This is a genomic window from Lewinellaceae bacterium, assembly GCA_020636105.1.
In the GTDB taxonomy this organism is placed as follows: Bacteria; Bacteroidota; Bacteroidia; order Chitinophagales; family Saprospiraceae; genus BCD1.
In genome coordinates this window covers 442,527-457,239 of record JACJYL010000001.1, presented here as the reverse complement: position 1 = coordinate 457,239, position 14,713 = coordinate 442,527, and the positions used below count along the sequence as shown (strand labels likewise).

The window sequence follows — 14,713 nt, the reverse complement described above, 5'->3', positions numbered from 1 at the left end:
TATTTCAATCCACCAATAATTTATAAGTAGGATCTTCCAGTACGTTGACATCAATGATCTCTTCCGCATTTTGCAACAATTTGCGGCAGTCCACACTCAGGTGTTTCAAATGTACTTTTTTGCCTACTTTTTGGTATCGCTCTGTTATTTTATTCAGGGCTTCTATCGCAGACATATCCACTACCCTGCTTTCCTGAAAATCGATGATCACCTCATCCGGGTCATTGAGCACATCAAATTTTTCATTAAAAACAGAAACCGATCCAAAAAACAGCGGTCCGTAGATCTCATAATGTTTTACTCCGTTTTCATCGATGTGCTTTCTGGCACGGATGCGTTTTGCATTGTCCCATGCGAAAACAAGGGCCGCAATGACCACCCCTATCAGCACAGCGAGGGCAAGATTATGCAAAACAGCAGTCACCAGGGTGACCATGACCATCACGAAAATATCCGATTTGGGCATGCGTTTAAAAGTTTTCAGGCTGGCCCACTCAAAAGTTCCGATGGCAACCATAATCATCAGCCCAGTTAAGGCAGCCATTGGAAGTTTTTCAATCAGGTTGGCACCAAACATGATAAAGACCAATAACATCACCGCCGCTACGATCCCTGACAATCTGGCCCTTGCTCCTGAAGAAATGTTGATAAGGCTTTGACCAATCATGGCGCATCCTCCCATACCGGAAAAAAATCCTGAAAGCATATTGGCGATTCCCTGTGCCACGGCCTCCTTATTGCCACGGCCTCTCGTTTCTGTGATCTCATCAATGATATTCAGAGTCAGCAAACTTTCAATCAGCCCCACTCCTGCCATGATAGCGGAATAGGGTAAAATGATTAGAAAAGTCTCAAAGCTCAAAGGGATTTCCGGAATGTGAAATGGAGGAAAACTGCCACTGATCGAAGCAATATCCCCCACCGTTTTTGTATCAATATTAAACCCGACCACCAGTCCGAAAATAACCAGGATAGCTACCAGGGAGGCAGGAATGGCCTTGCTTAACTTCGGCAATCCCCAGATAATCAGCATGGTAAACAATACCAGGGCCAACAAAACAAACAAAGGCTGGCCTGTCAGCCAATTCCCGGAGGCATCCTTGAATTGTTCCAGTTGTGACATAAAAATAATGATGGCCAATCCATTTACAAAACCAAAAATAACAGGATGGGGAACCAATCGCATAAGCTTTCCCAGCTTCAAAACTCCGGCCAAAATTTGCATAATACCGGCCAAAACAACCGTTGCGAAAATATACTCAATGCCATAAGTTTGAGCCAGTACCACTAAAACAACGGCCACCGCCCCGGTAGCTCCGGAAATCATCCCCGGACGCCCACCCAGCACCGAAGTAACCAAACCCATAACAAAAGCTGCATATAAACCCGTCAGAGGGGAAAGGCCTGCAATAAGGGCAAAAGCAACGGCTTCCGGTATTAATGCCAAAGCGACGGTCAGACCTGACAGGACCTCTATTTTATAATCCACCTTTTGGGATAAATCAAATAAATTTAAATATTTTTTCATAAGTATAAATTAACCTCTCCGGCATGGATCCCGGAAGGCAAAATGAATAAAATTTAGGTGGCTCTATTATTTTGGAACAAAGGCAATCGTCCCAGGTTAAAGCAAAAGTTTGCAAAGGTATTTTTTTTATTACGGCAAACACCACATTTTATCCTATTTTTGATATACTTTTGAAGCATTCCCTTTATCTGAAATTACATTGTAAAAAAAACATAATGAGCGATAAAATGCCAAACTGGTCAAAAAATGAATTCCTGGGATATCTGTTCATGTATTGCGCCCACGCTGACTATATTGAGACCGAAGAAGAAAAAGACTTGATTAAATCGAAGATTGATAAAGAAGTCTACCAAAAAATTCACCAAGAATTCGACGGGGATAATGATTATGAAAGTATTGAAAAGATCGTTGCCGCTGCAGGGAAATATTATCCCACCCCCGAAGCAAAGGAAATTCTTGTCTCAGAAATCATGAAACTCTTTCTCTCCGATGGAACATTTGATACCATGGAAAGGAATATATTTTTAGGACTCAAACGATTAATTTTGACTTAAAGGCAGTTCTTTAAACCGGCAATGCCCTCTTCCTTAAATTATTTTTAAACACAGCATAAAATGTCCTTTAGGGGCAATTCCATACCTTTGCAACTTATGAAAAATCAAAAGCCGGTCGAATTCATTGCTCTTATGGCGTTCATGATGGCCATCGGGGCCTTCTCCATAGACGCAATACTTCCTGCCATGCAGGTTATAGGGGATGATTTTGGAATTACCAATACCAACGACAATCAATTACTTGTTTCCCTGGTCTTTCTGGGGCTTGCCATAGGGCAGATTTTTTTCGGCCCGTTATCAGACAGCCTGGGCAGGAAACCTGCGGTTTACTTTGGCTTTTCCATATTTATTGTGGGGAGTCTGCTTTCCATAATTTCCACGAGTTTTGAATGGATGCTGTTCAGCAGATTCATCCAGGGGATTGGACTCGGCGCACCAAGAACGATCGGTATGGCGATGGTAAGGGATCGTTACGTTGGCGATTTCATGGCCAGGATCATGTCTTTTATTATGGTGGTTTTCATCCTGGTTCCCATGGTTGCCCCGGCAGTGGGCCAGGAAGTTTTACACCTTGCCGGCTGGAAAGCCATCTACGGGACCCAGATATTGATTGCCATTGTTATTGTATTCTGGTTCTACTTTCGCCAGGAGGAAACGCTCAAACCTGAAAATAAAATCCCGTTTTCCATCAGGAAAATAAATAAAGCGGTAGCCGAAATTTTCAGAACAAAAACCACCCTTGCCTTTACGCTCATAATGGGCCTGATCCAGGGAGCTTTTCTTGTTTACCTGAGTTCCGCCCAGCAAATTTTCCAGGAACAATATAACCTGGGCGATAAATTCCCCCTTGTTTTCGCTCTTTTAGCCTTGTCTATCGGTGTGGCATCACTGGTCAACAGTAAGATGGTGATGATCTTCGGAATGGATAAAATGACATTCTGGTCTCTGGCGGGTTTTACGGTACTGTCGGTCATCGCAGCCGTTTTATTTACCATCTTCTCTCATCAGAACCCTCCATTATGGATGTTTATGGTCTTCCTGATTGCCTTACTCTTTTGCACGGGCATCCTTTTCGGAAATTTAAATGCCCTGGCGATGCGACCATTAGGACATGTTGCCGGGTTGGGGTCAACGGTTGTTGGATTCGTTTCTACGTTAATTTCCGTTCCTTTGGGTATTTCAATCGGACGTTACATTGAACAAACGGCCTTGCCACTGGTATTGGGCTTTGCTTTTTCCGGCCTAATTTCCATGATCATATTTTTATGGCTGAGGGGACAAAAAGTACCAGAAAATTACGAAGTGGAATTGGCGGAAGCCCGCATATAAAAAAAGCTTGCCCGGGGATTGGGGGCAAGCCATTCAAATCAATCGGGTTCATTCTAATTAAAACCCTTTAGGTTTAACAACTGTGAAAACTCTTGATACATTAAAGCCAAAATGTACATCTCCTTTTGCCCAGTCTCCAACAGTTTCAGTAATATATCCCTTGGGCACCATTGAAGTGGAATTGGTAAAGTGTAATTGGAATACGTGTCCGCCGGTTTCAATATCGAGTCCGATCGACAAGGAGTTTGTGAAAGCGGATCCTAACTGATCAGGAAAGACATAAATATATTCTGCGTTTACAGCCAGTCGTTTGTTCAGTTTTTGCCGGGCGGCAATTCCGAGTGCATAAACATCATTGCTTTCGTTCACCGTGGCCACCAGGTTTCTGTGCACCAGCGTGGGAGAAAGTTGAAGGGAGAATCCTTCACTGAACTTTCGTCCGACGATCAACTGAAAGGTGTAATAAAGTCTTGAAGAAGGATGATTGTCGCGATCAGGATACCTCCATGGAATGGTTTTTATCGCCATGGAAGCCAGGGCTGCCGCTGTTACAGGCATATTTTTTGCCCCTTTACTTTGTCTCAGGAATTTGTATTTCAAAAACCCGTCGAAAGTTTTTTCGAAACTGTTTCGCCCGGCGCCAATACAAATCCTGTCCGTCAACCCAAAATCGGCGCCAATACGCACCATGGAGGCATCCAGCCCGTACAATTCCTGGATACCTCCGCTAACAAAACCAAAGCGGTGGGAAATTTTTACATCCAGCACTCCCCTTGCCGTATTCTCAAGGGAATGCAAATTGATCACCCTATTGGTTTTAAAACTCGCGGTGATAAAATCAATAGTCGGTTGTTCTTCACCCAATAAGGATAATAAATCGTCCTCATCTTCCTGAGAAAAGACACCGGCCGGTAAAGCAAAAATGATTAGCAATAAACTTAAAAAACGTTTCATATGCGGTTTGTTTAAACATAATGGCTATCTCGATTGGTTAGGTTCCCGTCTATGCCATATAAATTTTTTATGACTTTTTAAATTCCTGATAGTGACAGGATACGTCCACAGTGATCTCCCTGGCAATATTATCCCTGACAATGGAAGGGACTTCAATTCCGTAATCAGCTACGGTCAGATGAAAATCGGACTTCCCGGACACCTCCCCTCCTGCTACCGTAATTACCCCTTCAGTCTCAATCGGCTTAGTCACACCATGAATCGTAATTTCACCCTTTATTTGCGCTGTATAGGTGCCATCTTTATCGAAATGTATTTCAGACAAATTAATAATTTGACCTTTAAATAAAGCCTTAGGAAATTTGCTACTTTCCATATAATTTTCGTTAAAATGCTGCTGCATGAGTGCTTTTTCAAACTGAAAAGCCTTGATCAGGATAGCAAATTCGATTTTGCCGGTTTCCGTATCAATGATACTGGTAGCATTTGAATTATGAGCCTGAATATTTTCTTTTTGTGCCTCTGAATAAAATGAGACATTGCCTTCACGGGTATAAATTTTTTGTGCATTCAAAAAAACAGTCCCTAAAAACAGGCATAACAGGCAAAAATTAAGTTTTTTCATATTGATATGGTTTATATTGATTCAAAAATTATAATTCAACGCATCTGACCAAAACAACATCCATCAGGACTCCTGTGCAAACGCCTTTAAAGGTTACTTCCTCTCCCGGTTGAAAGGCGGTTCTTTTCGGCGTTGATAATTCATCCAGCTGGCAAACAACACCAAACATCATGTCGTCTGTCTCCAATATCACGGAAAGGTTTCCGGTCTCATCTTTTTTAACCTCACGAACCTTGCCTTTGACTTCAATTATTTTATCCAGGTATTTTTCATTGGAACCGTTTTCGTCAGCCTCAAAGGCTCCAAACAACTGAGCGGCCTCTATGCTGATATCGGTTTTGGCACTCATCATGTTTTGATGAGGTTTGTTGTATAAATACAAGCCGGCTATCAATCCTACCGCTGCCAGAACGAGTCCTATTTTAAGGAGTTTCATATTATTCTGTTTTTCTTATATTAAAGATCTTTCCCTTTGCCCTATGTTTTTCCCGCTTAATTATCTGGTGCTCCCTCCGCAATCCAGGCCTCAATCATGGCAATGTCACATTGAGGTAATTGAGGTGCTCCATCGGGCATCGGAGTATAGCCCACTTCATGTTTTATGGCTCCAAGAAATTTACCGCTATTTACCAGGGTTTTTAAATTATTGTATCCCTCCAGATTGACATTTCCCGACAATGAAGGCCCGGTATGGCAACCATAACATTGCTGCTCCAGGATGGGTAAGACTACCAGGGAATAAGTCACACTGTCGGTATTGCATTCCCCGGAAGGGTATAAAACTTCTTCAACATCATAATAACATCCGGAATAAAAGAAGGTACCGGAAATCAAAAGAAGATAAAATAATCTTTTCAGTATCATGTCAATGGTATTTTTTCCTTTGTTAAATATTAATTATTGGGTGCCCCGGCATCAATCCAGGCTTTGATCCGGTTGATGGTGCATTGGGGCAATCGATCGCCTCCCTGTGGCATTGCAGGGTATCCTGAATCCCAATTAATGGCTCCCAACAGATGACCGCTATCTGCAGCTTCCTTTAGCCCGGAGTGGGTGCTGAAATCATGCCCGCCCCCTGGATTTGCCCCGCTATGACATCCCAAACAGTAGGTTGAAATGACCGGTGAAATTACCTGGGTGTAGGTCACATTTTCCGTATCACATGTCTCTGACTCCCAGTCGCAATCAAGGTTTTTTCCACCTTGTAAAATCCATGTAGCGATAAGTTGAATCTGCTCTGGTGAAAGTGGCGCATTGGGAGAAGGTGGCATACGTTCGTCTTCTGATTCAGTGATCATTTCATAAATTTCAGTATCCTCCAGATTGTAAGGTTCAAAGTCAGTAGTTTCCATGAGGCTTTGATAACTTTCAAGAATGACCCCCTTCTCATGGGAAGCGGCATTGTGACAGCCAGTGGTGGAACAATTGGATATCAATATTGGGAGCACCTCGTATTGAAAGTAAACAACATCAGGATCACAAGGATTGTTGAGCGTGTCTATGGGATTGGTCAGGGTATCACTCGGCATCACGATATCGTCATCAAAGGAGATATCATGTCTACAGGAAGAAATACCGGCCACGGCAATTACCGTTGTAATAAACATCAAAGCAGGTAGAAATTTTCGCATTGTGATTTAATTTTCATTACAAAGTTAAAGGGAACATGTCCACTTAAATAACAATAATCTCCGAACGGGCATAAAAGCCCCCTGAATAAGGAATTTTGGGTTTTCAATTAAGAAAACCCAAATTCCTCAAAACAAACACCTAAAAATGAAACCCATATCCAAAAAATACAGACTGCATGCCTACAAGACTGAGCGTTGCAAGTCCCACACCAATCAAAATCAGTGCAAATGGAATATAAACCAGTGGTTTAATAATTTTATGATCCCACCCCAAATAATGCATGGCAGGAAGCAGAATGAAGGCCAAACACAACCCCAAAAAGGAAACCTGGAACATATACACGCAAACCACCGCGAATACAATCCCCGTCAATACTTCAAAAGCCTGAACTACAAGGGAGTCAGGATGGCTCCTGGTGATGAATTTTTGCCATTCAGATTTCATTCCACCAATTAAACCCATGGCATTTTCTTTTGTCTTATGTTCCTTCTGAAGGGTATCCCCGGTTACCAAAAAGATCGCTTTTCCCGAAATCATGTAAGTGATCACTCCAATGGAGGAAAGAGGCCCCAAAGCCGCATAAAGTACGGTGCTATGGGTAAGAAACCTGAATAATTTGCGTGGCTCCCTGGCCATGGCCAGAATAAAACAAAGTACCGGCGCAAAAAAGGTCAATATGGTGATGGCGAAAAAATCAGGTGAATATATTGCCCTGAAGGCATCATCCAGAACCATTACCGGGAATATATATGCTGTACCCCCCAATGCCATGGTAATGTCCCTTTGATGACCAAAAAAATAAGGCAACAATAAATTGGCATTGATCATAAACAAGAAATACAAAAGGGTTAAAGGTAAATTAAGTGTAGGAAAAAGTATGTCGAGCTTTTCGGTCAAGGTAATGCGTCTGGCTCTGAGTAACCAAGTCATTTTCTTTTTCAGAAACTCGCTTGTTCCACGGGTCCATTTCATGTGACGGATACGAAAAGCCCTCACAGTGTCCGGAAAATCTTCATAACAAACCACATCTTCCACAAATCTGCCACGATATCCCCTTGCTCTGATTTCTATTGCAAACCCCAAATCTTCACTGACGATGTCTGGAAAACCACCGATTTCTTCCCAACATTTTCTTCTAAGCAATGCTCCATGTCCCAGGAACATTACGAATCCGTATTCATTGCGCAGCGGTTGATACCACTGCCAATGGATATCGATGCCGATACCCAGAGATTTTCCCAGAGGGGTTTTGTTCTTCGGGTTGGCACGGTGGTTGGCCTGTACAAAACCAACCATGGGATCAAATTCCATAATCGGAACAAGTTTGGTCAAAAAATCGGGAGGAAGAATCTCATCGGCATCCGCGATGGCAAAATAGGGCTCCTCCGTAGCAAAATGAGCCAGACCATGGTTCATATTCCCGGCCTTAAAAGCCTTTCTGTCCTCCCGCCGGACAACCTGAACCAATCCCGGGAAACGGGCAGAGAAGGCATCCACCTGATCCATGAATTCAGGGTGGGTGCTGTCGTCTAAAATATAGACTTTAAAGTTTTGATAATCCTGGTTGACACAGGATAATACACTTTCCTCAATGAAATCATTGTAAGTGGTATAGAGTATGGCTACCGCCGGTGCATCCGTAAGACAGGATCGGGTAAGGGCCTGCTCCGGCTTTGGAGAAAAATATTTGTGTATCAATGAAAAAACGACTACACCAATATTGTAAAAACCATATAACCAGGCGAAGTCAATAAACAAAATAAAGCCCATCAATGCCATCCAACTGCCCCAGTTGTAACTCATGTCAAGCAGCTGAAACAATCTTGGCTGAAACCAGACAATAGAGGCGATCCAGGCCACAAAAACCGAAACGTATAAATGAGGTTTGGGATCATAGGACAATTTTTGGGTGGGCACGCTCTTTGTTATTAGCTTTGAAGATCCAATGGAAACCAACGGTGGTAAATCAATTACATTATGAGCTGCTTTTTCGTCTTTCTTGGTATATTGTATCATGATGTATTTTTTTTATTAATCGGAAAAACTCAGGTCGTCCCGATTTAAATGGAGAACTATAAGCCAATGATTATCAACAATATGATTTAATCATCTTTATTCCGGGTTATAAACAACAGATTGATGAACCTGCAACGTGGACCACTTTTATTCCCAGAATTGAACAATCAATTATTTTTCGGTTTTTTCTAATTTCCATTTCACTCCAAAGGACAGCACTCTTGACCGATCGAAAACCCCGTTTTCCAGGCTAAGCGAAATATTGCCCCATAATTTATTCGTGACCGGAAAAAAGACAAGCGCGTACCCTCCTGTGATGTTATCGTTAAGGCCTTCCCCTTTGATATTGGGTATGCCGTAAAATCCCCCAACAGAAAGTTCCAGCCCTTTGGGGTGATGGAATTTTCCAACCACCAGAAAGCGATGTTGCGGTTTTAAACTGTTGCCATCCCTGGCGTAGAAATAAGCAGGTTCAAAAACAAATCTCTCCGATACGGGTATATTTACACTTGAGTATGCAACCCACTCGGGAGCTTCCTGAGCGGAAAATCCTCCATAGGTTCCTATTTTTAAATTAAAGGATTCAGGAAGGAAATAAACCTGTTCCAGCCTGAACATACTCTGTAAGGGTTTCCCGGGAAAAAACCTGGATCCGAGCTCTAAGCGTGTCACTGTCTTGTCGTTCCAGGCGGCCATGCCGCCTAAACTTGTTTGAGGCACTGCTTTTCTGCGATTGACCAGGTCAAGGTTGTCCAGGGAAAGGGTGTTATCATACCTGCCATAAACAGTGAATTTCGGTGCAAAATGCCACGTAGCCTGCAGTAACCTTACCCCAAAGCTGCCCTGATCACCCACGGAGGAATAACCCGTGGTAAAATCAAATTCAAGAACCGAAATTTCTGAACGGGTATCTTCGATTAATTGCTGGATGACTGTATTGGCGGGATCCAGTTTCAGCGCCTGCTGAAATTGTTTTCGGGCTTTTTGTTTCTCATTCAGCATCAATAAGGCCTTGCCCCTGCCAATAAGGTATTCGGGATTTTCGGCATCCTCCAGGGTCAGTTGCTCGTAAATCCGGTCAGACATCCTGGCATTCTTGCTGGCGAGAAAATAATGGGCAAGTCCTTTTTTGGCTTCTACTGATCCTTTGTCCATGTTCAGCACCCTTGTAAAGGTCCCAACAGCATCGGAAGATCCGGACCAGGTTTCAGCATATCCTTTACCAATTAAAGCCTCGATATTATCCGGATCATTTTTTAAAACTTCCGAAAATTCATCAATGGCGGTCTTGTATTTTTTCCACCAGGAATAGTTATGCGCTCTTAACAAACGTGCTTCAATTGGGTTTGCACCGGAATTGACCAGGTCACTTAGCAACAAATCTGCTGATTCATGTGCTCCGTTTATGGCCAATTGCCGGGCCTCATTCAAAATTTCCTGTTGTGAAAAGCCGGGAGTCCCGATAAGACACAGCATAAAAAGCCACAAGAAATTGACTGAATTAAAGGCAGCCGGGAAATAATTTCTCCTTAAAAAAATGCCTGGAATAAAAGGATGTCTGTTCATAATTTGCATAATTTGCATAGGCCGGCCATGACCATCCGGGTTATCTTCCTCTGGTTGTTCCAAAAGCCTATAGGTAATAAAAAGTCCAGTAAACAATCTAAAAAGGAATCACTCCTTGAAAGGGGGGCGGAGTGATTCCTGAAACCGCCTCGGTGATAGTCAACCTTAGTCGCCTGCTAAAACCTTCCAGATGACTCCTCCGGGCAGCCACATCGTTGGTGATTGAACTGTATGTGATTCTAAATTCAACTAATTCATGTGCCGTAACACCATTTTTTCTTTTGTTGTACAGCCTCCATTCAAGGCTGTAGTTTTGGCAGGCTTCTTATGATTTGTCGCAAAAACTTATTGTTACAAGCAAAGATTCGATTTGTGATTTTGTCCTTCAACTAAAAATTTTTCAGACATATCAGCAAGGTAATTAGCATATTATCTTGCCTTTGATATTACAAATTTAAGGGTAATGCAAGGTTCGGTAAACAAAAATTCCCCCAACGGGAATAATTAGCCCCCCAATCGGGTCATCTTTTCCTGTTGAAAATCCGGTCTGTTTCAGTTGTATGTTCATGTCAAAAAAAAAAACCGAAAAACCAAAGAAAAAGCCCCACACCAGTGATTACCGGTGTGGGGCGAATAATAAGAAAGCTTGCCTACTCTTTTCGGGACAATAAGTCCCACGGTTAAACCATCAGGATGCTCGGGAAAATCTTTGGCATCTGATACAATTAAACCTTATATTCTCAGAAGTTAAATTTAGACAACAAGGAAGGCAATTAAAATAAAAGTCCTCCGAACAGGAATTTTTCCTGACTGAGTAAGATTTATTCTCCTGTTAGCCACTTTTTGAATTGTGGGGATCTTTCGGTGCTGACAATGGTTTCAATTTCGCAAGGGGGGATCAATTCTACCTTGACTCTTGATTTTGAATAGGCATACATTTCCCTGATAGATTCAATACCGACAATAAACTGTCGATTGACCCTGAAATAAAGATTTTCATCCAGCATTTCTTCCAGCTTTTCCAGGGAATGATCCAACGGATATCTTTTACCGTCTTTGGTTATGATGAAAGTGATTTTGTCTTGTGTGTAAAAATATCCAGCCTGTGACATTTCGACCACCTTGATCTGTTGCCCGAAACGGATGAGAAAACGCTTCCCCACCGTATCCTTGCGCATCGCCCGGGCAATCTCCTGGTAATCAAAAGCCTGGTTCTTTTTCAAGGCCTTGAATTTTTCAATGGCCTGAGCCAATTCATGGCTTTTTATGGGTTTCAACAGGTAATCGATAGCACTCACTTTAAAGGCCTGAACGGCATATTGGTCAAATGCTGTGATGAATACAATGGGTTTTTTAATCTCGACGAAATTGAATATTTCAAAACTGCTGCCGTCAGCTAGATGAATATCCATAAAGATCAAATCAGGATGTTCCCGAGAACTCAGCCAGTTGATACTGGCCGTTACGGAATCCAGGGTATCTATTATTTCAATTTGCGAATCGATTTCCCGGATTAGTTTTGTTAACCTCCTCGTCGCGGCGGCTTCATCTTCAATGATTAATACTTTCATAAGTCTAGTGTTTTGTGGATGTTTAGGTATTCTTTAAAATGGCAGGCAATTGGACGATAAACTCCTTTTCATTCTGAGTGATCAAGACCTTTCTGTTGGTCAGTAAATCGTAACGTTTCACTATGCTCTGCAGTCCGAACCGGGTGGATTGTTCGGGGGTAATTTTTTTCTGAATATTATTTTTGATGACGATGTAATCCCCTCCGTGATATTCAATCATTGCATGAAGCCTCTGAGATTTGGAAATAACATTGTGCTTGACAATATTCTCCACCAGCATTTGCAAAGCCAGTGGCACCACGAGTACATCATAATGGCTAACATCAATATCAAGCCGGAAGTGGTCCTCATACCGTTTCTCCAGGAGGAAACGGTAATTCATAACCAATTCCATTTCTTCTTTGAGGGTAATAAGTTCCTTGTCGCGGTATTGCATGATCGAACGGTAAAAATCGGAAAGGTTTTCTACGTATTGCTCTGCCAGTTTTGGGTTTTCGCCAATGATAGTGATCAAGGTGTTAAAACTGTTGAACAAAAAATGCGGACTGATCTGACTTTTCAGCGCCTCAAATTGACTTTCGATTTTTTCTTTTTTTAATAAATTCACTTTTTGAAGCCTTTGATCCCTTACCTTTTGATACCAATAAAATAAGAACAAAGCCATGCCGACACATAAAATAATGAACCAGACTCTTTTCCAGATAGGTTCCCTGACCCTGAAGACATAGGTTTCAAATACCTCGTTGGTGAAAACTTTATTTTGGGTGCTCCGCACTTTGAAGGTATAGGTTCCGGGAGACAAATTGGAGTAAGTGGCCACATTATCCCTTGAAGTGATCAATTCAAGATCATAACCTTCCAGCATATACTGGAACCTTATCCCCGTTGGGTTGGTGTACCAAAGGCCATCGTATTTAAAACTGAGGTAATTTTCATTGTGTTTGAAAACGGAATCCTTATCCATTGGTATAGGTTCAAGAAAAACAGATACTTCTTTTAGTATGGTTTGAGGTTGAATCACGAGGTTTTCGTTAATCGGGGCGTATTTGATCAAAGCTTTTTGTCCACCCACCCAGATTGCCCCATCCTTGTTTGTGGTAATGGCGTTCAAATTGGGATCAAAATCAAACACCCCCACTTCTTCTCCATAATATACAATACTCCCGGTGCTCGTATTCAGCAAATCAATTCCATCCGGATGGACAATGATAATGTTGCCTTTTTCATCCGCACCCAAACAGGATATTTCCAATTGTCTCAACCCGTTCTCAAGGGTAAAACGGGTGAATTTTTGTCCGTCAAATTTAAACAGTCCCTCCCTGGCCGTACTGAACCAGATGTTTCCGTCAGCACTTTGGGTTATGGAGTACACGGTCTTTAACCTCTGGTCTTTTTTTTTACGTTCAGACATGCCGGTAACATCAAGGGCATATTCGTAATTTATGATCTCACCATTCTGCAAAACGGCCAATCCATGACCATCGGTTCCAAACCAAACCTTCCCCGAATCATCCAGGAATACTTTATAGATGAAATTTGTCCCCAGGGCTGAAGTTTCATTAAAATTCCTCGAAACAAACTTCCCGTTATTGATGAGCTCGCCATCGTATTTAAAGGTTGTTACCCCGCCCAGGCTGGCGATCCATATTTCCCCCCTGGCACCGTCCAACGACAATATACTTCCATTGGTCAACCCCTCCTTTTTGCCGAAATGCCTGTAATTGCCGTTTCGCGGATTATAACAATAAAGGCCATCTCCAAAAGTACCGATCCACAAATGATTGAAGTCATCTTCATAAAGGCTCACAACATTCATATGGAGTTTGCCCAGGTGTTCAATGAATTTACCCGGAAGCGTCCCGTTGGGCAAAAAGGAAAAGAGTCCGCTTTGGGTTCCCAGCCATATCGTCCCTTTTTTATCCGTGGTTACCGCCTGTATGTTTTCCGGTGGATGGGAAACAAATTCAAATAGCCGGTTTGTGGAAAAAAACGGGACTTTATTCGTGGAAATCCAAATATTTCCTTCATTGTCCTTTTGCAGATCCTGCACTTTGGCATTGGCCAGGAAGACCTCATCTGTTATAGGATAAAGGTGTTTTTTCAGGAAATCGTACTTCCACAAACCATTGTCTTCCGTACCGATCCAAAGTTCTTTTTGGTCAAAGACCTCAAAGCAGTTGATGATCCCTCCCGGCCAAATGACTCCCGGGTCAACGATCCTGTCCAGGGATTTATCAAAATAAACAAAACCCGCTTCGTAAGTGCCTATCCAAATGTTTCCTTCGGTATCCTTTTTTAATTCGTGAACAATTTCGTCGGGCAATCCGTCCTGGCGCGTGTAATTCAGTACTTTTTTCCGGGCATTTACAAAAGTGCAAATACTGATTCCGCCATCCGTAGCAGCCCATATACGCCCGTCATCGTCCTGCACCATATCGTAAACGTCATCCCCTGTCAGACCGTCATCCATATTAAAATTGTACAACCGGTCATGGTCAAAGACATAAATCCCCTCACCATAAGTGGATAGCCAGAGCTGTCCGTTGGGAAGAAACGACAATCCGTTCACCGGTACCTGGGGATTTCCTGCTTCCGGCACCCAAGGTATAAGCTCGCTGTACGTCTTTTTGCATACGGTACCATCCTCATACCCTACCCAAATATTCCCTTCCAGATCCTGACCTATGGCGGTGGCCACATTTGAAGTCGAATCCTGTTTTTCGAAAAATTCGAAAGACACCCCGTCATATTCAATCAATCCCCTTGAAGAAGCCAGCCACAAATACCCCTTTTTGTCCAGAAAGACATTATGGATAGAGAGTCCCTTCATGTTTTCGTCCATTTCGGGGATTTTGAAAAAGAACGACTGTCCTGCCACGCTGCCTGAAAAGAGCAGGAAGATTCCCAATACAATGCTATTTATGCCGGATACAGTCAA

12 protein-coding genes are annotated in these 14,713 nt (G+C 42.5%); 2 read left to right on the top strand and 10 right to left on the bottom strand.

What is annotated here, in order from left to right; genetic code table 11:
* Positions 1-4: 4 nt before the first annotated feature.
* Entirely contained in the window at positions 5-1,528 is a 1,524-nt protein-coding gene (locus H6571_01690) for a SulP family inorganic anion transporter (GenBank protein MCB9322428.1), read from the bottom strand.
* Between the two features lie 215 nt (positions 1,529-1,743).
* On the opposite strand from H6571_01690, the gene H6571_01685 reads away from it, so the two are divergent.
* Positions 1,744-2,082, top strand: a complete 339-nt coding sequence (locus tag H6571_01685) for a hypothetical protein (GenBank protein ID MCB9322427.1) — start codon at positions 1,744-1,746, stop codon at positions 2,080-2,082.
* 96 nt (positions 2,083-2,178) lie between these two features.
* Positions 2,179-3,411 carry a multidrug effflux MFS transporter gene (locus H6571_01680; protein ID MCB9322426.1) on the top strand — a complete coding sequence of 411 codons (1,233 nt, stop codon included), beginning with the start codon at positions 2,179-2,181 and terminating at the stop codon, positions 3,409-3,411.
* A 57-nt stretch (positions 3,412-3,468) separates the two neighbouring features.
* Here the strand turns inward: H6571_01680 and H6571_01675 are convergent, their stop codons facing one another.
* From H6571_01675 to H6571_01635, 9 genes are all read right to left on the bottom strand, one after another.
* Entirely contained in the window at positions 3,469-4,365 is an 897-nt protein-coding gene (locus H6571_01675; protein MCB9322425.1) for a hypothetical protein, read from the bottom strand.
* A gap of 67 nt (positions 4,366-4,432) precedes the next feature.
* Complete coding sequence (locus H6571_01670) at positions 4,433-4,990, bottom strand: YceI family protein (GenBank protein ID MCB9322424.1); 558 nt, start codon at positions 4,988-4,990, stop codon at positions 4,433-4,435.
* A gap of 28 nt (positions 4,991-5,018) precedes the next feature.
* Positions 5,019-5,426 carry a hypothetical protein gene (locus H6571_01665; protein MCB9322423.1) on the bottom strand — a complete coding sequence of 136 codons (408 nt, stop codon included), beginning with the start codon at positions 5,424-5,426 and terminating at the stop codon, positions 5,019-5,021.
* 56 nt (positions 5,427-5,482) lie between these two features.
* A complete protein-coding gene (locus H6571_01660; GenBank protein MCB9322422.1) occupies positions 5,483-5,854 on the bottom strand; it encodes a hypothetical protein in 372 nt (123 codons plus the stop codon).
* A 29-nt stretch (positions 5,855-5,883) separates the two neighbouring features.
* Positions 5,884-6,621 carry a hypothetical protein gene (locus H6571_01655; protein ID MCB9322421.1) on the bottom strand — a complete coding sequence of 246 codons (738 nt, stop codon included), beginning with the start codon at positions 6,619-6,621 and terminating at the stop codon, positions 5,884-5,886.
* A gap of 139 nt (positions 6,622-6,760) precedes the next feature.
* Positions 6,761-8,638, bottom strand: coding sequence for a glycosyltransferase (locus H6571_01650; GenBank protein MCB9322420.1), 1,878 nt, complete (start codon positions 8,636-8,638; stop codon positions 6,761-6,763).
* A 171-nt stretch (positions 8,639-8,809) separates the two neighbouring features.
* Positions 8,810-10,204 carry a tetratricopeptide repeat protein gene (locus tag H6571_01645; GenBank protein ID MCB9322419.1) on the bottom strand — a complete coding sequence of 465 codons (1,395 nt, stop codon included), beginning with the start codon at positions 10,202-10,204 and terminating at the stop codon, positions 8,810-8,812.
* Positions 10,205-11,025: 821 nt separating this feature from the next.
* Entirely contained in the window at positions 11,026-11,775 is a 750-nt protein-coding gene (locus H6571_01640; protein ID MCB9322418.1) for a response regulator transcription factor, read from the bottom strand.
* A 22-nt stretch (positions 11,776-11,797) separates the two neighbouring features.
* Positions 11,798-14,713 carry a histidine kinase gene (locus H6571_01635; protein MCB9322417.1) on the bottom strand — a complete coding sequence of 972 codons (2,916 nt, stop codon included), beginning with the start codon at positions 14,711-14,713 and terminating at the stop codon, positions 11,798-11,800.